Source organism: Sodalis sp. RH20 (assembly GCF_047324205.1).
In the GTDB taxonomy this organism is placed as follows: Bacteria; Pseudomonadota; Gammaproteobacteria; order Enterobacterales; family Enterobacteriaceae; genus Acerihabitans.
Window position 1 is genome coordinate 4110586 of record NZ_CP178733.1, and the last position, 20164, is coordinate 4130749.

Here is a 20164-nt window from a genome sequence, read left to right on the forward strand (position 1 = left end):
CGGCATCAAGATCGTCATTCATCACTCGCCGGGGGTTATACCACCAGGCTCAGTAATAAGATAAACCCCAACCCGGCCACCGAGACTATGGTGGACAGTACCGTCCAGGTGGCGAATGTCTCTTTCATGGTCAGGCCGAAGTATTCCTTGATCATCCAAAAACCGGCGTCGTTGACATGCGAGGCGATGGCGCTGCCGGCGCCGGTGGCCAGCGTCACCAGCGCCAGGTTGGCATCGCTGTGCGCCAGGGTGGGTATGACCAGCCCCGCCGTCGAGATAGCGGCCACGGTGGAGGAACCCAGCGAAATACGCAGGATCGCGGCGACCACCCAGGCCAGGATAATCGGCGAGGCGGCGGTGCCGGTGAATAAATCGGCCACATAGTGCCCGACGCCGCCATCGATCAGCACCTGTTTAAACGCCCCGCCGCCGCCGATAATCAGCAGCATCATGCCGATGCTGGTCACCGCCGAGCCACAGGAGGCCATAAGGTTTTTGATGGGGATATCGCGCGCCAGCCCCATGCTGTAGATGGCGAACAGCAGGGAAAGCAGCATGGCGACAGAAGCGTTGCCCAGCAGGCGGATAATGGCCAGCGCGGTATTATCGGCCAGCCCCGTTTCCTGCTGGATCATGGTAATAATGGTCGCTAACGACATCAATATCACCGGCAGCATGGCGGTCAGCATACTGATGGCGAAACCGGGGGTATCCTCAAGCCTGAACAGCTTTGATTCGCCAAGGGAATCGATATTGCCGATTTTGTTAAACCCCTCAGGCACGATTTTTTTGGCCAGTTTATTATAAACCGGACCGGCCAGGATCACCGTCGGCGTGCCGACAATAATGCCGTACAGCAGCACTGAACCGATATCGGCGCCATATTCCCCGGCGATCATCGTCGGCCCCGGATGCGGCGGTAAAAAGCCGTGGGTCACCAGCAGCGCCGAGGCCATGGGAATCCCCAGATGCAGGATTGACACCTTCAGCTGTTTGGCGATGGTGAAGATTATCGGGATCAGCAAGACCAGGCCCACTTCAAAAAACAGCGCGATGCCAACGATAAAAGACGCGACCATCACCGCCCATTCGATATTTTTCTCGCCAAATTTGCCGATAAGGGTAATGGCGATGCGCTGGGCGCCGCCGGCATCGGCAATAAGGCGTCCCAGCATGGCGCCGATACCGAATATCAGCGCGATATGACCGAGCGTGCCGCCCAGGCCGCCTTCGATGGATTTCACCACGTTATTCAGCGGTATGCCCAATGCCAACGCCACGCCGAATGAAACAATAATCAGCGAAACAAAAGTATTAAGCTTACACTTCATGATTAAAAATAAGAGGGTTACTATTCCCAAAGAAACAATAATTAAAGGCATTCTCTCACTCCGGTTTTATTGTGTTATCAATTAATAAAAAAGACACACGCTTTCGCCAACCTTATATAGAGAAATAAGGCTGCGGTTATTATCACTGGAGCTATAGTCAGCGCAGAGATATGTTCTATCATGACAACAATATGAAAAAAGAGGCGGCAATCCTGTTAATAAGATTGCCACTTCATATCAGTGAGCTATTAATAGCTTCGTCGTTATAGATCTGAATAGTAATTTAATTATGCGTTTTTTCCGCCAGGGCTTTCACGCCCGCATCGAGCACCGCGATAATACGGTCGGCGTCGTAGACGCAGCCGCGCCAGGTTCCACCGCTGACCGCCTGGAGCGCCGCCCAGAGCCGGGTGTCGTCGGGCAATTGGGGATGCGGGCGCAGCCCGGGGTGGCTGGGACGCTGCGCCAATACCGCGGCGCCTTCGCCGGGGGACAGCGCGGCGGAATCGGTGCCGATAAAATTAATCGATCCCACCAGCCGGTCGCGGTCGACGATCATTTCAATGATATCGCCGTCGCGCAGTTTGCCTATCGGGCCGCCCACCAGCGCTTCGGGCCCGATATGACCGACGCAGGCGCCGGTGGATACCCCGGAGAAACGCGCATCCGTCAGCAGGGAAACATGCTTGCCGTAGGAGAGGTGCTTTAACGCGGAGGTTAACTGATAGGTCTCCTCCATGCCGGTGCCCGACGGGCCGCCGCCGATCACCACCATCATGTCGCCGGCGTGGATATGACCCTGCTTGATGGCCTTGATGGCGTCGGACTCGGCGGTAAATACCCGGGCTTTGCCGGTATGGCGGTAAACGCCGTCGGCGCCGACCACCGAGGGGTCGATGGCGGTAGATTTGATGACCGACCCCTCGGGGGCGATATTACCGGTGGGGAAGGTAATGGTCGAGGTCAGGCCGCGTTCCTTTGCCTGGCGCGGCGACATGATTACCTCATCCGGATGCACGCCGTCAAGCTGTTGTAAACGTTCGCGGAACAGTGCGCGCCGCGGCGACGCCTCCCACCAGTCCAGATTGGCGCCCAGGGTTTCGCCGGTCACGGTCAGCGCATCCTCATGCAGCAAACCCAGCCGGCGCAGATGCAGCATCACCTCGGGAACGCCGCCGGCGAGGAACGCCCTTACCGTGGGGTGATATACCGGGCCGTTGGGCAACACGCTCACCAGCCTGGGCACGCGGCGGTTTATCGCCGCCCATTCGTCCACGGTGGGGATATGGCATCCGGCGGCGTGCGCGATGGCGGGAATATGCAGCAGCAGGTTGGTCGAACCGCCAAAAGCCGCATGGATGACCATGGCGTTTTCTATGGCTTTATCGGTGATGATATCCTTGGTGGCGAGTCCCTTGCGCCCCATCACCAGCGCGGCGCGGGCCGATTGGCGGGCAATTTCAAACCAGACGGCCTGGCCGGACGGCGCCAGCGCCGAATGCGGCAACGCCAGGCCCAGCCCTTCCGCCACTACCTGGGAAGTGCCGGCGGTGCCGAGGAACTGGCAGCCGCCGCCGGGTGATGCGCAGGCCCGGCAACCCAGCTCCGCCGCTTCCTCAAGGGTAAGCTCATGGTTGGCGAAACGGGCGCCGATGGTTTGCACCTTGCCCGCATCCTCACCCTGGGTGGGCGGCAGCGTCGCGCCGCCGGGCACGATAATCGTCGGCAGGTCGTGCATCGCCGCCAGGGCGATCATCATCGCCGGCAGCCCTTTGTCGCAGGTCGCCACGCCTATGACCGCCTTGCGCGTCGGCAGGGAGCGGATCAGGCGCCGGAATACCACGGCCGCGTCGTTGCGATAGGGCAAGGAATCAAACATGCCGGTGGTACCCTGGGAGCGTCCGTCACAAGGGTCGCTGACGTAACCGGCGAAAGGAACGCCGCCGTGCCGGCTGATTTCCTCCGCCGCGGCTTTCATTTGCAGGCCGATTTCCCAATGGCCGGTATGGTAACCCAGGGCGATGGGCGCGCCGTCATGATCGCGAATCCCGCCCTGGGTACCCAGGATCAGTACTTCGGTACCCAATAGCTTATTAGGATCCCAGCCCATGCCGGCATTCAGGGTCAGGCCGAAAATGTTGCCGCTGGGGGAATCCATCAGCATTTCCGGCGTCAGCGGCAGCGACCCCCTGGGCCCTTCCGCGTGCGTCTGGATATCATATATCGACGCATCGACATCAGTGAAAATAGTATTGATAGACATAATATTACTCACCTGCTGCTATGACTTCATTCTCTGTGATTCAACATACCGCGTAGCGGCGACATTAACGTTGCGGCGCATCATTGTTGGTTAATGACGCCGGCCCGTTGCAGTACCCGCCTGACGGCCGCTTTGCCCGCGCTATCCAGCGGCTGCGCCGGCGGCAGTACATAATCGGATACCGCCAGTCCGCATACCCGCATCGCCTCCTTGACCACATTGACGAACGGGCTGTCGATGGCATACAGCGCGGGCAGCATCAGCAAGGATTGGTTTAATTCGGCGGCCCTGGCCAGATCGCCGGCGCGTACCGCGTTATAAATGCCGACGGAGAGCTGGGGGGCGAAATTGACGCTGGCGGAAATCGCGCCGGCGCCGCCCAGCAACAGGGTATTAAGCAGATGATCGTCAAAACCGCAGAATACCGAGAAAGCGGGATGGGCATCCTTCAGCGTGATAATCATTTCACGCAGATGGGCCACGGAGTCGATCGTGTCCTTGATGCCGACGATATTGCCATGGGCATCGGCCAGGCGCTTGACCAGGGCCGGCGTCAGATCCTGCCCGGTCAGGAAAGGGAAATTGTATAAAATCACCGGCAGATCGACGCTTGCGGCGATGTCGCCGTAATAGCGCAACAGGTTGGCGTCGGTGAGATGCCAGTAATAGGGATTGATCACCACGATGGCGTCCGCGCCGATAGCCTGGGCATGGCGGCTCAGCGTCAGGGCCTCGCGCGTATTGGTGCTGCCGGTGCCAATCAGCACCGGCACCCGGTGGTTAACATAGCGCACGGCGAATTCGGCCACGGTCTGCCGTTCGGCGCACGACATTTGCGAAAATTCGCCGCCGGTCCCCAGGAAAAACAGGCCGTTGACCCCGGCGGCGATCAGATGGTCGATGGTCAGGCCCATGCCCGCCTCATCAAGCTGACCTTCCTGGGTCAGGATGGTGGACACCGGCGGAATAATCCCGCGAAACTTCTTGTTATCAATCATAATAGTAACCTTTTACAACCGGGAATGTGGGAAGGCGCATTATGCGGACCGGCCAAAAAATCAGGATCATTACCGGCAATCGTCAGTGGATTTGTTCTATATTATAGAACACGGTTGTATAATGCTTAACGAGATACTAGCACCGTCATTTTGGCGGTGTAAATACCCACCGTGGGAATGCGTGTTCGTTCTGTATCTTGGATCACAAAAACCCGCCGGATTGATCCTGGCGGGCCGGTCTTGCGTCGCGGGAGCGTTTGCGGGAAATAACAGGTGGGGAAATGGCCGCCGGACGGGCGCAAAGGTGGGACCGTCGTCGCCACCGGCGCGGCGAACGTGGCGTGCGGCGGCGGCGCAATGGCGGCGATGCCGGGCGCAGAAATCTACACCGGGAACGGGTTTCGGCCCGGTTTATCAGGGTTATATCGGTGCCGGCCGGTTAACCGCCCTGGCGTCCCGGCGCTGTTTCCGGCGCCTGGGCGTTATCGCCGGCGGACGCCTTCAGCCCATGCAGCGCCGTCAGGAAAAGCTCTTCCTCTTCTTCCTCGTCCAGCCCGCCATACACCATATGTAAAAATTCCACGGCGAATTCCTGATCATCGCCTAGCATCTCGATGATGGCGCGATCGTCATTACGTGGCTTACGCATATCTCCCCCCGCGTTGCACCTGTCCGGATATGGAGATCATAGTTCATACCACGCCGGTGTTTCAGTATGGCGTCAACTTATACTTATTTTGTTTAAGCTAACGCATTTTTTGCCTATTGGGCCGCAGGGCCGGCACCGGAACGCGATACCCGCCGTCGCCGGACCCAGCGCCGGCGCGGAAGAGGTTTTATTTTATCTTTCCTTACCGCTATACGGCCGTACATCCCGACGTCTAAACAGAGCAATATATTACTTTATGGCATATAAAGTAGTTATTTGTTCTTTAAACACCGGCTTGATTCAGCTCTATTATCCACGCAAATCATCCCCGGCACGTTAAAGGACATTGCCCATGCCATTACCTGATTCCGTTCTCGATCTGATAGGCCATACCCCGATGCTGGAACTTACGCGGCTGGACAGCGGCATCTGCCGGCTGTTTCTTAAGCTGGAAAACCAAAACCCGGCGGGATCGATCAAGGATCGCGTGGCGCTCGCCATGATCGAGCAGGCGGAGCGCCAGGGCATCCTGGCCCCCGGCGGCACCATTATCGAGGCCACGGCCGGCAATACCGGCCTGGGCCTGGCGCTGGTGGCCGCGCAAAAAGGCTATAGCCTGATATTGGTGGTGCCGGATAAAATGAGCCGCGAGAAAATATTCCATCTGCGGGCGCTGGGGGCGAAAGTGCTGCTGACCCGCTCCGACGTGGGTAAGGGACACCCCGATTATTATCAGGACTACGCCCGTCGCCTGGCCGGGGAAACCCCGGGCGCCTTTTATATCGATCAATTTAACAACCCCGCCAACCCGCTGGCCCATTACCAGGGCACCGCGCCCGAACTGTGGCAGCAGATGGATCAGGATATCGACGCCATCGTGGTCGGTGTCGGCTCCGGCGGCACCCTGGGCGGACTCAGGCGCTTTTTTGACGAGGTATCGCCCAAAACCGAATTTATCCTCGCCGATCCGGCGGGGTCAATCCTGGCGGATGTGGTGGAGCACGGCACCGCGCCCGAGGCCGGCAGTTGGCTGGTGGAGGGGATTGGCGAGGATTTTGTGCCGCCGCTCAGCCAGGTGGAGCGGCTGAGCCAGGCGTTTCGCATTACCGACGGCGAGGCATTCGCCACCGCCCGTACCCTGTTGCATAAGGAGGGCATCCTGGCCGGGTCGTCCACCGGCACCCTGCTGACGGCGGCGCTGCGCTACTGCCGGGCGCAGCGTACGCCCAAACGGGTGGTGACCTTCGCCTGCGACAGCGGCAACAAATATCTCTCCAAAATGTTCAACGACGACTGGCTGCGCCAGCAGGGTTTGCTGGCGCGTCCGGTTACCGGCGATCTGCGCGATTTTATCGCTTTTCGTCACGATGAAGGCGCCACCGTGTTCGCCCTGCCGGCGGATACCCTGGCCACAGCCCACGCCCGTATGCGCCTGTACGATATCTCACAACTGCCGGTGCTGGAAAACGGCCGGCTGGTGGGGCTTATCGATGAATGGGATATTCTTACCCAGGTACGGGCCGATGCCCGGCGGTTCGCCCTGACGGTCGACGCCGCCATGACGCGGGAGGTGATTACCCTGGCGAAAGAAGCCGACGAAGCGACGCTATTGCGTACTTTCGCCCAAGGCCATGTGGCGGTGGTAATGGATGGCGGGCAATTCCTGGGGCTCATCACCCGCGCCGATGTGCTGAACACGTGGCGCAACCGCCTGCCTTCAACATGATGTGCTGAACACCCGACGCAACCGCAACCTCCATAATCATAATAAGGATAATAGCATGACCCATATCGCCACCCTTGCCGTGCACAGCGGTTATACCCCGGACGCCACCGGCGCGGTAATGCCGCCGATTTACGCCACCTCCACCTTTGCGCAAACGGCGCCAGGCGAACACAGCGGCTACGAATATTCGCGCAGCGGCAATCCCACCCGCCACGCGCTGGAACAGGCCATCGCCCAGCTTGAGCAAGGCACCCGGGGATTCGCCTTCGCCTCCGGGCTGGCGGCCTGCTCAACGGTGCTGGAACTGCTGGATCAGGGTAGCCATATCGTGGCGGTGGACGATGTGTACGGCGGCACCTACCGGCTGCTGGAAAACGTGCGCGCCCGCACCGCCGGCCTGCGCGTCAGCTGGGTCAAGCCACAGGACGCGGACGCGCTGGAGCGGGCCATTCAACCCGATACCCGGATGATTTGGGTGGAGACCCCCACCAATCCGCTGCTTAAGCTTGCCGATCTGGCGGCGATTGCCGCTATCGCCCGCCGCCATAACCTGATAAGCGTGGCGGATAACACCTTTGCCTCGCCGGTATTGCAGCAGCCGCTGACGCTGGGGTTCGATATCGTGGTGCATTCGGCGACCAAATACATTAACGGCCATTCCGACGTGGTGGCCGGGCTGGCGGTGGTGGGGGATAATCCCGCGCTGGCGGAGCGGCTGGCCTATTTGCAAAACGCCATCGGCGGCGTGCTCGACCCGTTCAGCAGTTTTTTAACCCTGCGCGGCATTCGCACCCTGGCGCTGCGCATCGCCCGCCACAGCGAAAGCGCGTTGCGCATTGCCGCATGGCTGGAAACGCAGCCGCAGATTGAGAACGTTTATTACCCAGGCCTGGCGAGCCATCCGCAGCATGAGCTGGCGCGGCGCCAGATGCGCGGCGCGGGCGGCATGATTTCCATCCGCCTGCGCGGCGACGATGCGCAGGCGGCCAATCGCTTTATCCGGCAGCTTAGCCTGTTCACTCTGGCCGAAAGCCTGGGCGGCGTCGAAAGCCTGGTAAGCCAGCCCTTCGCCATGACCCACGCGTCCATTCCGCTGGAGCAACGGCTGGCCACCGGCATTACGCCGCAGCTGGTGCGGCTGTCGGTGGGCATTGAGGATGCCGGGGATTTGATGGCGGATCTGGCCCGCGGGCTGGCGGCGTTATAATAACGCCGGGATATCGGGGTAATAGCGCTGCGCCACATCGGGGTGGGAGCGCAACCGTCCTTTCAGATAATTCCAGCCGACGTCGCGCAGCAGCGGATTGCGCGGATCGCTTGCGGGGCCGCGCGCCTGGGCGGCCAGCGCGGGCGGCAGTTCAAACAGCGGCACCACCGCGTCCAGCCGGGCGCCAAGGAAAAAGGCGATGGACAGGCGTTCGGCGCCCGCGGGCGGCGACACCACCCGGTGCACCGTGGCGCGCAGGTAGCCGTTGGTGGCCAGTTCCAGCAGTTCGCCGATATTGACCACAAAGGTGCCGGCAACCGGCGCGGCATCCGTCCAATGACCTTCTTCCACTTCCACCTGCAGGCCCTTTTGCCGATCCTGCAGCAGGAAACTGAGAAAACCGGAATCCTTATGGGCGCCGACGCCCTGGCTGCTGCCGGTCTGGTTGCGGGCGGGATAACGGATAAGCTTAATATGCTCATTGGGCTTATCGCCGTACAGGGGATCGAACGCGTCCGCCGGCAGCGACAACGCCTCGGCAAAGGCGCGCAGCAGGCGCAGGGACATCGCGGTCATCGCGGCCTGCCAGCGCAGCAGCGCCGGTTTTAACCCGGGCAGTTCCGCCGGCCACTGGTTAGGCCCCTGCAACCGGGTCCACGCTGGCGTCCGCTCCGTCTGCGGCAGCGGCGCGCGCTCGGCGCCAATATCGAACTGTTCGCGCCAGTCGGGTTGTCCCCGGGTCAATTCCGACGCGGCGCGGTTATAGCCGCGAAAATGGGGAGAGTTGATCATCGCCACCGCATGTTTTTGCGCGTCGGACAGCGCAAAAAATTCACGCGACAGCCGCTGCACCTGGTCAAGCAACTGCGCATCCACGCCATGGCCGGCCAGGTAGAAAAAACCGATATCCCGCGCCGCGAGACGCAGCTCGGTTAAAAAGACCGTACGCTCCGCCTGGCCGCCATCAAGCCGGGAAAGATCGAGCAAGGGTAAAGATGCCGCTACTGCCGTACTCATAGGCTGCTCCGTTGTTCATACCTCAGAGCCCAACATGCATCATCTTTAAAACGTCGCCCAATACTGATCGGTTCTAAGTTATTGCCGGTACTGCTAAGAAATCGCGGCGCACCCTTCAACCGTTGCCGTTATACACCCCGGTGACCGCGGGCAGCCATAGCGAGATAATCGGCACATAGGTAATGATCAACAGCACGATAAACAGCACGCAGTAAAACGGCAGCATCGCCTTTACCACCGCCTCCATTTTCTGCTGGCTGACCGCGCTGGCGACAAACAGCACGGTGCCCACCGGCGGAGTGATCAGGCCGATGCCGAGATTGACCAGCATAATCATGCCGAAATGCACCGGGTCGATACCCAGCGAGGTGGTGACCGGCAGTAGCACCGGGGTCAGGATTAATATCAGCGGCGCCATATCCATCAGGCAGCCGACAATCAGCAGCATGATATTAATGCACATCAGGATAACGTATTTGTTTTCTGAAATGCTCAGGAAAAAGTCGGTAATAATCGTCGGCAGCTGCATAAAGGTCATCACCGAACCAAAGGCGGCGGCAAAGGCGATCAGCACCATGACGATAGTGACGGTTTTAATGGTGCGGAACAGCAGCAGGTGCAGATCGCGCCACCTGAATTCGCGGTAAATGAACATGGTGACAAAAAAAGCCCAGATACAGGCGATAGCCGCGGATTCAGCGGCGGTGAACACGCCGGAAAGAATACCGCCGAGTATAATCACGATGGTGAACAGGCCCCAGAACGCATCGATAAATATTTTCAACGCCTGGCGGAACGGCACCAGTTCGCCTTTGGGATAATTGCGCTTGCGCGCAAAGCCGATACACATGATAACCAGGCACAGTCCCAGCAATAAGCCGGGAAAGATACCCGCCATAAACATGGAGGAAATGGTTACGGTGCCGCCGGTGGCCAGCGAATAAATCACCGAATTATGGCTGGGCGGGGTTAACACCGCCTGCACCGAGCCGCTGGCGGTCACCGCGGCGGCGAAATCGCGCGGATAGCCCTGCGCCTCCATTTGCGGGATCATTACCGAGCCGATGGAGGCGGTATCCGCCAGCGACGAGCCGGAAATCGCGCCGAAAAAGGTCGACGCCACAATATTCACCAGCGACAGGCCGCCGCGGATAAAGCCGACGAAGATGTACGCGAAGTTCACCATTCGCCGCGCTATGCCCCCTTCGGCCATAATGGCGCCGGCCAGAATAAAGAACGGAATCGTCAGCAGGGAAAACTTGTTAATGCCGTTGGTCAGCTGGATAACAATCGCCTCCAGCGGTAAATCAATCCACCACGCGCCGATAAAAGCGCTTAAGCCCACGGCAAAGGCCACGGGAAACCCGAGGGCGAGAAGCACCACCAGGCTGCCTATCAAGATTAACGCATCCATAGCACCGCTCCGCTTTATTAATGGGAATTGCCCAGCATCACCAAAGGACGGTGATCCTGGGGCCCGGATATCATGCGTTCGATGACAAACAACATCATCAGGAACGAGCCTACGGGGATGGGCAGGTACATTTCTCCGTACGAAAAGCCCGGCAGCGAGGCCATCATCTGGTCCCACATGGCGGCGCACAGGCTGGTGCTGTACCAGATCATGATCAGGCAGATCACGCACATCAGGATATCGCAGGCCAGCTCGCAGAGACGCTTTCCGGCGGGGGACAGCCGATCGGTCATGATCGAGACGGAAATATGGGTGTTGGCGCGATACCCCACCGGCGCGCCGATAAAGGTAAAGATAATCATGCAGACAATCGCCACCGGCTCAGGCCAGGACAGGGCGTTATCAAACAAATAACGGGCGCCGATGCCGATGGGGATCACGGTGACCATAATCATCAGCGCGATGCTGGCGATCAGCAGACATATCGCATACAACCCGTCCATTAACCGGGAATAATTAAAAGGCATAATGTTCCACCTGAAAGGTTGCAGGCGGCGGGACGTTATCCCCGCCGCAGGGAGGGATAAGGATTAATGCACATCGGCAATACGTTTCATTAATTCTTCATGTCCTTTGCCAAACTGATCTCTTACCGGCTGCGTCGCCTTAATGAAATAATCATGATCGATATTCTGGAACGTCACGCCGGCGGCTTTCATTTTATCCAGCGATTGCTGGTTGTAGGTGGCCCATAATTGCCGCTCGTCCAGTTGCGCTTCCTTGCCCAATTTCAGCATGGTCTGCTGATCCGCGGCGGATAATTTATTCCACACCAGCGAGGATACCAAAATCATTTCCGGCTGGATAAAATGGCCGGTCAGGGTGTAATACTTGGCCACCGGAATATAATTATGGGCAACAAAGGTCGGCGGATTATTTTCGGTGCCGTCCACCACGCCGGTCTGCATGGCGCTGAAGACTTCGCTTACGCCCATGGCGACCGGATTGGCGCCCATGGCTTTTAATGTCGCCAGCGAAATCTGGCTATTCTGTACGCGGATCTTCATGCCGTGCAGATCCTCCGGCTTCACCACCGGTTTTTTGGTGATCATATTGCGCACGCCGGCGTCGGTCCAGCCGAGGAAGACCATTTTAGCCTTGGGATCCGCACTGACCTTGGCGGCGATTTCCTGCCCCACTTCGCCGTCAAGCACCTTATGCATATGATCTTCATCGCGAAAAATATACGGCAGGGTGAGCACGCTGGTTTCCGGGGCAATGGTGGTCATCGGCGCCAGCGAAACGCGAATCATATCCACCGCGCCGATTTGTACCTGCTGCAGCGTCTGCTCTTCATCCCCCAGCACGCCGCCGGAATAGACCTTCATCTCCAGGCGCCCGTCGGTAGCCTGCTTCAGCTTTTCCCCCATATGCTGCAGCGCCACCACCGTGGGATAGCCGTCGGGCTGCACCTCGGCGACCTTGAGCACCCTGGCCGTGGCGATGGGGGCGGACAATGCGGTGGCCAGGGTTATCGATAGTGCAATCAATAATTTATTCGTTTTCATTATTTTAACTCCGGACGGGTTTCAGAGGTCGCATACGCCTGGGCGGACGGGCAGCTCGCCGCTGGGCGCTAAAATGTATAAGCAAAAGGAAAGTAACAAAATGAATATATCTGGAACGGTGTTTTATAAAATACACCATCAATCAGTAGAATGAAGTGGGTCACATTTTTTGGTTATCAAAATGTGAAATTTTAATGTCTGTCACAAATTGAAATTAAATGCCAATTTTTGCGGCAAACCGTTTTGAAGAGCAATTAAAGAGAAATAGGCAACAAATCAAAAGGACTGTATATTCGCGCGCGGCGGACAACCCCGTACCATAGCATGGTCATTCTCCAGCCGGACGGCGTCGACGTCGGCAAACCGATCGCCCGTCAGACCGACGGCCCGTTTCATTATCCTGAGGAATAACTGCTATGCGCACCCTACCACCCAAGACTTGGTTTATTACCGGCGCCTCCAGGGGCCTCGGTCTGACCCTGGCCCGCCTGCTGCTGGCGCAGGGCCACAACGTGGCCGCCACCTCGAGAAACCGCGCGGCGCTGGAGCGCGCCGTGGCGCCCACCGCCGACCAGTTCCTGCTGTTCCTGCCGCTGGAAGCCGATCTCACCGACGAGGACAGCGTCGGCGCGGCGGTGGAGCAAACTATAAAGGCGTTCGGCGTTATCGATGTCGTGGTAAATAATGCCGGTTATGGCCTGCAGGGCACGGTGGAAGCGCTGACCGACGCCGAACTGCGCCGTAATTTCGACGTCAATGTCTTCGCGCCGCTAAACGTACTGCGCAAGACCTTGCCGCAGCTGCGCCGCCAGCGCGCAGGGCACATTATCAATATCGCGTCCGTTGCCGGTTTCCAGGGCGGCTATGCCGGCTGGGGCGGTTATGTCGCCGCCAAGTTCGCCCTGGCCGGACTGACGGAATCGCTGGCGGCCGAAACGCGGGAGTTGGGCATCCATGCCACCGTGATCTACCCCGGGCCGGTGCGCACCGACTTTCTCTCGGCCGGCTCCCTGGCGGTGGCGCAGCGCCAGATTGACGACTACGCCGCTGCCCAGGCGTCGCTGGATCTGCATAGGGACACCCTGGCGGGCAACCAGGCCGGCGATCCCGACAAGCTGGCCGCACTTATCGTCCGGATCGCGTCCGTGGAAAAACCGCCGCTGCATCTGTTTGCCGGCAATCTTGCCTGGGATCTGGCGTATCAGAAACTCGGCGAGGTTAAGCTGGATCTGGCGGCGTGGAAGGATGCGTCGCTGGCGACGGATTTCCCGCAGTGATATCAATGAGAGGTCGTTGATGATGGCGGGAATAATCCGGGACTTATGGCCTCCCTCAATTTAATGAACTAGCGTATTGATGGCAAACACGTAGTGCGCTTGGGGTAACCGCTTTATTTCTTTGATTTGTCATATTTTTGTCATCCGCTGTTCAACCCCTTTTTTTACCCTTGCGCTGCGCTTTATGGCCCGCCCCAGGGCGGGCAGCCGCGCGGCCGCGCAGATTTTATCCCCTGCGCACGTGATTTTTGTCTTATGATGTCAGGCAGAGCCCGTGGCGAAATCAACTCGACATTCATTCATTTTTGGCCTGACCCATGGAGAACAACCCTGTGATGAAAAAAGTGAATCGCGTTTTATTGACCAATGATGACGGCATCGACGCCCCCGGTCTGGAGCTGCTGGCCAAGGCCGCCCAGGAGATTGCAGAAGAGGTGTGGATAGTCGCCCCCGCCCAGGACAAAAGCGGCGTGGCCAACTCCCTGAGCATGCGCGAGCCGGTGCGGGTGATCAACAAAGGTCCGCGGCGGTTTGCCGTCTATGGCACGCCCGCCGACTGCGTGGCCTACGCCGTGCACCAGGCGATGCTCGGTTCCCCGCCCGACCTGGTGCTTTCCGGCGTCAACAACGGTTCCAACCTGGGATTTGAAACCCTGCTCTCAGGCACGGTGGGCGCGGCGATGACCGGCATGCTGTCGGGCATTCCCTCGATTGCGCTAAGCCAGAACCGCGATCCCGATCAACCGGTAAACTGGGATAGCGCCACGCGCTACCTGATACCGACCCTGCGGCATGTGTTGCAGGCGACATGGGACCGGCAGGTGTGCCTGAATGTGAATTTCCCGGATATGCCCGCCGATCGGGTGAAAGGCATCAGGGTCACCAAGCAGGGCATGGGCAATGTGGACGGCATGATGGTCATTCCCGCCAAGGATCCCCACGGCGAGGACTATTTCTGGATCCGGGTGCAGCACGGCGGCCTTGAACGCCCGGAGAACAGCGAGCTGAAGCTGAATGACGAAGGCTATATTTCGGTGACGCCGCTCACCTTCGAGCGGACTGAAATGAAAGAGTTCCAACGTCTCGGCAGCCTGTACGGCCAGGACTTTTAGCCCCTGCCTAACCGCGCCCCGCCGGTGCGGTTGCTCCCCCCGCGTTATCGCCGCCTGCGATATTTGCCTGAGGCTTAACAGAAATCCCGCCGGGATTCTGGAGTAATACCTCCCTTGATGCCGTTAATCCGGGGAGACGATACCTTGGTGCTGAAAACTGCCTTGCCCCACCCTGGCCGCGACGACCTGCCCAAGCGGGAACCGGCGTGCGCCGTTCCGGCCCTGGAGGAATCCCGGCGCCGCTGCCGCAAACTGATGCAGCCCGCCGACTGGCGTCCCGCGCACCGGGCCGCCGGCGTGACCTTCGCTTCCATTTGCCGGCGTAAGGACGATTTGCTGGTACTGGGACAGGCGGCGCTGGAGGATGCGTATGAGTATATGGAGTCGCGGCCCTGCGCGTTGCTGATCCTGGATGAAAGCGGCTGTACCCTGTGGGCGTGCGGCCATCCGTTTACCCAGGCCCGGCTGGAGGCGCTGGGCATCGGCCCCGGCAGTTACTGGACCGAAGGCCTGATCGGCACCAACGCGCCGGCGCTGGCCATCGCCGGGGGCTATCCGGTGCAACTGGCGGGAGAACAGCATTTCCGCCAGGCGCTGCACCCCTGGCACTTTTGCGCCGCCCCGGTGTACGACAACGGCGGCCGCCAGCGGGCGGTCATCGTGCTGGCCAGCCTGGTGGAGGACAAGGCCGCCAGCGATCTGTCGCTGACGCTGGTGCTGGCGCGCGAAGTGGGCAATTACCTGCACGCCGACAGCCTGCTGGCCGAAACCAACCGCCACCTTAACGCGCTCAACGCCCTGCTCGACGGCGTGGAAGACGGCGTGCTGGCCTGGGATCAGCACGGTTGCCTGCAATACCTTAACGCGCGCGCGGCGGCCATGCTGCGCCTCGATGAAACGGAGAGCCTCGGCAAGCCGGTGCTGACCCTGCTGACGCTGCCGGCGCTGGTGATCCAGGCCATGCATAACCGCAGCCCGCTGAGCCATGTCCAGGTCACGTTTGAGAACCGGCAGCAGTTTATCCCGGCGCTGCTGACGCTAAAGCCTATTCCCGACGGCGATCGCTGCGGTTTTATCGCCCTGCTTCACCCGCAGGAACTCCTGCAGCAGTTGGTGCATAACCAGCTGGGCCGGGTGAGTTATACCTTTGCGGATATGCCGCTGGCGTCGCTGGAAATGCGGCGGCTGGTGCGTTATGGCAAACAGGCGGCCAAAGGCAGCCATCCCATGCTGCTGCACGGCGAGGAAGGCGTGGGCAAGCAGCGTCTGGGACAGGCCATCCATAACGGCGGCGAACGCGCGCAGGGTCCGTTTATCGCCCTGAACTGCCAGGCGTTGCCGCAGGATTTGATGGCGCGGGAATTTCTGGGCAGCGATGCCAGCGAGGGCGAGGCCGGGCAGCCGAGTAAATTCGAACTCGCCAACGGCGGCACCCTGTATCTGGAACAGGTGGAATATCTGTCGCCGGAAATGCAGTCAGCCCTGCTGCAAATCATCAAGACCGGCATGCTGATGCGCGTCAATTCGAACCGGGTGATCCCGGTGAATGTGCGGGTCATCGCCGCCACCGGCGCCGATCTGCCGCTGCTGGTCAAGCAAAACCGTTTTCGCCGCCAGCTGTTTTACACGCTGCAATCCTTTGAACTGCATATCCCGCCGCTGCGCCTGCGGACGCAGGATATTCCCGTGCTGGTGCAGGACAGCCTGCAGGCGCTGGGCCGCCATTTCCAGTGCCGCTATCAGATTGGCGGGGACGTCATTCGCCAGCTGTGCCTGTACCCCTGGCCGGGCAACGATCAGGAGCTGAAAAGCGTGGTGGAGCGCGCCGCCATGACCTGCCGCAACAATCGTATCGAGCTTAACGATCTGCCGGAGCATTTGCTGCAGGAACGGGCGCTGGTGGAACCGGACGCGCCCGCGTCGCAGCCGGTGCTGTCGTTTCCGGACCTGGAGCGCCAGGCGATTATCCGCGCGGCGCTGGTATGCCGGGGTCAGCTAAACGAAATGGCGCCGCTGCTGGGCATCGGCCGCACCACGCTTTGGCGCAAGGTGAAGCAATACCACCTGGAAATGGCGCGGTTCAAAACGGGCGCCGAGGCGGAATAAGCGCCGGCGGGTCCGCCGGCGCCGGGAAAATACTCGCGTCAAACATCGCTGCGAAAGCGCCAGGCGTTAAACCAGCGCGCCGCCGCGCGGCTTTTTGTCTTCGCTCTCCTCCGTCCCCGCTTTTTTACCACCGGCGGGCTTGTCGACGGTGAGGGTGCCGGCGGCCATGTCCAGCGCCGCCGTTTGGCCGTTGCGGGTGGCCTGTAAACATCCGCTCACGCCCACTACCATCGGTATGCCCAGCCCCCGCGCCAGGATGGCGCTATGCGACCAGATATTCCCCGCGCTCAGGCAAATGCCTTTCACCTTTTGCCGGTCCAGGCCAAGCATCTCGGAAGGCATCAGTTCCTCGGCCACCAGCAGCACGCCGTCGCCGTCGCCAACGCCGGGCGGCGCCACCGGCCCGGCGCCAAGATGTCCCAGTACCCGGTTGAGGATATCGCGGATATCCAGTTCCCTGGCGCGCAGGTAGGGGTCCTCCATGGCGCGGTACTCGTCGACCATGGCCATCAGTTCCCGCGACGCCGCCGCCTCGGCGCTGGAGAGTTCCGTTGCGATGCGTTGATCCAGCGCCCGCAGTAGATCCGCATCCTCAATCAGCAGCGCGTGGGCGCTGAAAATGGCCGCCTGATCCGGCCCCATGGCATCGCCGGCCCGATGCGCCAGCCGCCGCAGATCGCCGCGGGTCGCCGCCAGCGCCGAACGCAGCCGCTGCTGCTGTCCGGTTATCTGCTGGCGCGAAATCGTCTCCGGCCGCGCATGATAACGGGCCGGACGCAGCTTCAGCACCGGCGCGCGAATACCGCCGGGGGGAACCGGTATGCCGGTAAGCGTCATGCCGGCGCGCACGTCGACCTGTTCGCCGAAACCCCGGCGCGCCAGGGCGATAAACGCGTCCAGCGCCGCCCCCGCCTCCGGTCCGCTGGCCAGCAGGCGCAGGGTATCGCCCTGGCGGATTTGCAGCGTCGCCAGTTGGTTAAGACTGCGCGGGTCGACGCCGCGCCCGCCCTTTTCAAGACGCAGGTCCGCCTTAAACGGCGCCAATACCCCGGCCAGCCGCGCCGCCGGACGGACATGGAGTCCGTTCGGGTTAAGCACCGTCCAGCTGACGCTTTGGCTGTCGGCGGGCATTACCGTCTTGCCCGGCCCCTCGTCGCCGGCGTCATCCGGCTCGCCAAGCTGGCGGGCCTTAGCCGCCAGCGCGCCCAGCGCCTCCGCCTTCACCTGCGCCAGGCTACCCCCCGCCGACGCCGCCACCACCGCCGCCAGGGTGCCTTCCACCAGCGGCGCGGCGCACAGCGTTACCCGCTGCGCCAGCGCGGGGTCCAGCAGTTCCAGTGCGGTTTCCGCGCTCAACAGGGCGCTGCCGAGATCCATCAGCACCAGCACCCCGGAGGGATCGTCCGCCGATTCAATGGCGTCCATCACCTTGACCGCATCGGTGCCGATGGGATGATCGCCGTCGTCCACCCCGGCGGCGATAACCAGCCGGCAGCCGCCCTGGATCATTTGTTCAGCCAGCTCAGCTACGCCCTGCGCCAGAAGAAGGCTGTGGGACACTACCACGATATTGACCATCTTTCCTCCTGCCCGCCCGGGCCTGCGACTAACGGGTCGTCACCTGGTAAAGCGCCTGGATCATCAGCATCGCCGAGGTGGCGCCGGGATCCTGGTGGCCGATGCTGCGTGCGCCCAGATAGCTGGCCCGTCCTTTACGCGCCTGCATGGTGATGGTGGACTCCAGCGCCCGCTGCGCCCGCTCGACGGCCTGGCGCAGGGCGTCGGGCAACGCCAGGTGGTCCCGGCTGTCCTGTTCCAGTTGCTCGACCACCGGCACCCAGACGTCGCACATGGTCTTGTCACCGGGTTCAGCCTTGCCGCGCATGACCACCCCTTCCACGCCCTCCTTCAGCATCTGGCACAGGGCCGGCAAATCGAGGCTTTGTTTGGCGTTGGCGCTTTGGGCGGCGCGGATAAAGAAGGTGCCGAACAACGGGCCGCTGGCGCCGCCCACGCTCGACAACAGCGTCATGCCGGTATTCTTGAGGATAAAGCCGATATCCTTGTCCGCGACTGAAGGCAATTTCTCCAGTACCTTATTAAAACCGCGGTTCATATTCAGACCGTGATCGCCGTCGCCGATATCCGAATCCAGTTGGGTAAGGAAGTCCCGCTGTTCGGTGAACACCTCGGCGCACAGTTGCAGCCAACTGACGATATGCTGTCTGGTAATAACCATTATTGCCTCCATAAATTAACAGCCCCAGCGCAGGGCCGGCGTGTTGACCGGCGCATCCCACAGTTCCAGCAGCGCGTCATCCACCTTCAGCAGGGTGATGGACATGCCTTGCATATCCAGCGAAGTGCAATAGGAACCGATTAATTTACGTTCCACCTGCAGGCCGAACGCCGCGCAGCGCTCCGCCAGGCGATGCCAGACGCCATACAGCTCCGACAGCGGCGTCGACCCCAGGTTATTGACCAGCGCAATAACCCGATCGCCTTTTGCCAACGGCTGCTTGGACTGGCGGGTTTCACGCCAATCGCCCGCCTGGCGATCCCAGTGCCGCAGGGTGCGCTGGTAGCCGCCGTTTTCGATCAGGGTGGCGAACAGGGTATCCACCGTGTCGTTAAGCGAGATAAACGGACGGCGCTCGATGCCCGGCTCGCCGTGGATGCCGATGCCGAATTCCATCTCGTTGTCCGCCAGCGCAAACGACGGTTTGCCGGCGGCGGGCACGGTGCAGGCGCCCAGGGCGATGCCCAGGGAATGCCCCTGGTTGTTGATGCGCTCCCCAAGCGCCGCGCAATCATCGAGCGAGTCGCCGCGCGCCGCCGCCGCGCCCAGCAATTTTTCCAGCAACACGGTATTGGCCACGCCACGCCGCCCGGTGGTAAACAGGCTGTCCTTTACCGCCACGTCATCGTCGACCACCAGGGTCGCCACCGCCGTCCCGCTGGCGTGCAGCAATTCCGCCGCCGTCTCGAAATTAAGGATATCGCCGGTATAGTTTTTAATCAGCATCAATACGCCCTGGCCGCCGTCAATCGCCTGTCCGCATTCATACATCTGATCCGGCGTGGGCGAGGTGAAGATTTCCCCGGGGCAGGCGCCGGCCAGCATACCCTGGCCGATATAACCGCAGTGCATCGGCTCATGGCCGCTGCCGCCGCCGGACATCAGCGCCACCCGCCCCGCCACCGGCGCGTCGGCGCGGGTGATAAACAGCGGTTCCTGGTGCAATGCCAGTGTGGGATGCGCCTCTACCAGGCCGTTGAGCTGTTCCTGCAACACCGTTTCAACGCTATTGATTAATTTTTTCATACGCTGCTCCGCCAGATGAATAGGAATAGATCATGACTATAAGGCAGCTTTGGCCGGACGGGATAACGACGTAAATAGTTCCGTTTTGGAACGTTGCGGCGCGGATAAGGTTTCATTTTGGAACATCAGGCGGGCGTAGCGCGGCAGAGGGTGAACTGACGCACATTACGG

Annotated in this window: 16 protein-coding genes; 5 read left to right on the forward strand and 11 right to left on the reverse strand. The window is 60.6% G+C overall.

All coding sequences use genetic code 11. From position 1 onward, the window contains the following. Positions 1–35: 35 nt before the first annotated feature. The 4 genes from ACL2XM_RS18880 to ACL2XM_RS18895 all read right to left on the reverse strand — a co-directional run bounded on the left by ACL2XM_RS18880 (position 36) and on the right by ACL2XM_RS18895 (position 5241). On the reverse strand, positions 36–1382 hold the full coding sequence (locus ACL2XM_RS18880; RefSeq protein WP_413731392.1) for a GntP family permease: 1347 nt from the start codon (positions 1380–1382) through the stop codon (positions 36–38). 232 nt (positions 1383–1614) lie between these two features. Then, a complete protein-coding gene (locus tag ACL2XM_RS18885) occupies positions 1615–3594 on the reverse strand; it encodes a YjhG/YagF family D-xylonate dehydratase (RefSeq protein WP_413721991.1) in 1980 nt (659 codons plus the stop codon). An 80-nt stretch (positions 3595–3674) separates the two neighbouring features. Continuing rightward, entirely contained in the window at positions 3675–4592 is a 918-nt protein-coding gene (locus ACL2XM_RS18890; protein ID WP_410012372.1) for a dihydrodipicolinate synthase family protein, read from the reverse strand. A gap of 439 nt (positions 4593–5031) precedes the next feature. Next, positions 5032–5241: a hypothetical protein gene (locus tag ACL2XM_RS18895; RefSeq protein WP_410012373.1), complete on the reverse strand. Its 210-nt coding sequence runs from the start codon at positions 5239–5241 to the stop codon at positions 5032–5034. A gap of 352 nt (positions 5242–5593) precedes the next feature. Between ACL2XM_RS18895 and ACL2XM_RS18900 the strand changes: the two genes are divergently transcribed. Both ACL2XM_RS18900 and ACL2XM_RS18905 read left to right on the forward strand, forming a co-directional pair. Continuing rightward, positions 5594–6967: a pyridoxal-phosphate dependent enzyme gene (locus tag ACL2XM_RS18900; protein ID WP_410012374.1), complete on the forward strand. Its 1374-nt coding sequence runs from the start codon at positions 5594–5596 to the stop codon at positions 6965–6967. 55 nt (positions 6968–7022) lie between these two features. Further along, a complete protein-coding gene (locus tag ACL2XM_RS18905) occupies positions 7023–8174 on the forward strand; it encodes a trans-sulfuration enzyme family protein (protein WP_410012375.1) in 1152 nt (383 codons plus the stop codon). Here the strand turns inward: ACL2XM_RS18905 and ACL2XM_RS18910 are convergent. The 4 genes from ACL2XM_RS18910 to ACL2XM_RS18925 all read right to left on the reverse strand — a co-directional run bounded on the left by ACL2XM_RS18910 (position 8169) and on the right by ACL2XM_RS18925 (position 12173). Next, entirely contained in the window at positions 8169–9191 is a 1023-nt protein-coding gene (locus ACL2XM_RS18910) for an isopenicillin N synthase family dioxygenase (protein ID WP_413731394.1), read from the reverse strand. The two genes, ACL2XM_RS18905 and ACL2XM_RS18910, sit on opposite strands and share 6 nt — an antisense overlap. A 115-nt stretch (positions 9192–9306) precedes the next feature. Next, on the reverse strand, positions 9307–10605 hold the full coding sequence (locus ACL2XM_RS18915) for a TRAP transporter large permease (protein WP_410012377.1): 1299 nt from the start codon (positions 10603–10605) through the stop codon (positions 9307–9309). Positions 10606–10622: 17 nt separating this feature from the next. Continuing rightward, positions 10623–11132, reverse strand: a complete 510-nt coding sequence (locus tag ACL2XM_RS18920; RefSeq protein WP_410012378.1) for a TRAP transporter small permease — start codon at positions 11130–11132, stop codon at positions 10623–10625. A 63-nt stretch (positions 11133–11195) separates the two neighbouring features. Continuing rightward, positions 11196–12173, reverse strand: coding sequence for a TRAP transporter substrate-binding protein (locus ACL2XM_RS18925; protein ID WP_413721988.1), 978 nt, complete (start codon positions 12171–12173; stop codon positions 11196–11198). A gap of 416 nt (positions 12174–12589) precedes the next feature. On the opposite strand from ACL2XM_RS18925, the gene ACL2XM_RS18930 reads away from it, so the two are divergent. The 3 genes from ACL2XM_RS18930 (at position 12590) to dhaR (ending at position 16668) form a co-directional block, all read left to right on the forward strand. Further along, the gene (locus ACL2XM_RS18930) at positions 12590–13450 is read left to right on the forward strand and encodes an SDR family NAD(P)-dependent oxidoreductase (protein ID WP_413727271.1); all 861 of its coding nucleotides are present in this window, start codon (positions 12590–12592) and stop codon (positions 13448–13450) included. A gap of 317 nt (positions 13451–13767) precedes the next feature. Next, a complete protein-coding gene (gene surE, locus ACL2XM_RS18935; RefSeq protein ID WP_413728964.1) occupies positions 13768–14562 on the forward strand; it encodes a 5'/3'-nucleotidase SurE in 795 nt (264 codons plus the stop codon). A gap of 186 nt (positions 14563–14748) precedes the next feature. After that, positions 14749–16668 carry a dihydroxyacetone kinase operon transcriptional regulator DhaR gene (dhaR, locus tag ACL2XM_RS18940; protein WP_410016645.1) on the forward strand — a complete coding sequence of 640 codons (1920 nt, stop codon included), beginning with the start codon at positions 14749–14751 and terminating at the stop codon, positions 16666–16668. A gap of 66 nt (positions 16669–16734) precedes the next feature. Here the strand turns inward: dhaR and dhaM are convergent, their stop codons facing one another. From dhaM to dhaK, 3 genes are read right to left on the reverse strand one after another with little or no spacing between them, the layout of a single operon-like run. Then, positions 16735–18246, reverse strand: a complete 1512-nt coding sequence (gene dhaM, locus ACL2XM_RS18945; RefSeq protein ID WP_413731395.1) for a dihydroxyacetone kinase phosphoryl donor subunit DhaM — start codon at positions 18244–18246, stop codon at positions 16735–16737. 28 nt (positions 18247–18274) lie between these two features. Continuing rightward, positions 18275–18907, reverse strand: coding sequence for a dihydroxyacetone kinase subunit DhaL (gene dhaL / locus ACL2XM_RS18950; protein WP_410012383.1), 633 nt, complete (start codon positions 18905–18907; stop codon positions 18275–18277). 15 nt (positions 18908–18922) lie between these two features. Next, positions 18923–19993 (reverse strand): dihydroxyacetone kinase subunit DhaK, encoded by a 1071-nt coding sequence (dhaK, locus tag ACL2XM_RS18955; RefSeq protein WP_410012384.1) that lies wholly within the window; start codon positions 19991–19993, stop codon positions 18923–18925. Positions 19994–20164: the final 171 nt, after the last annotated feature.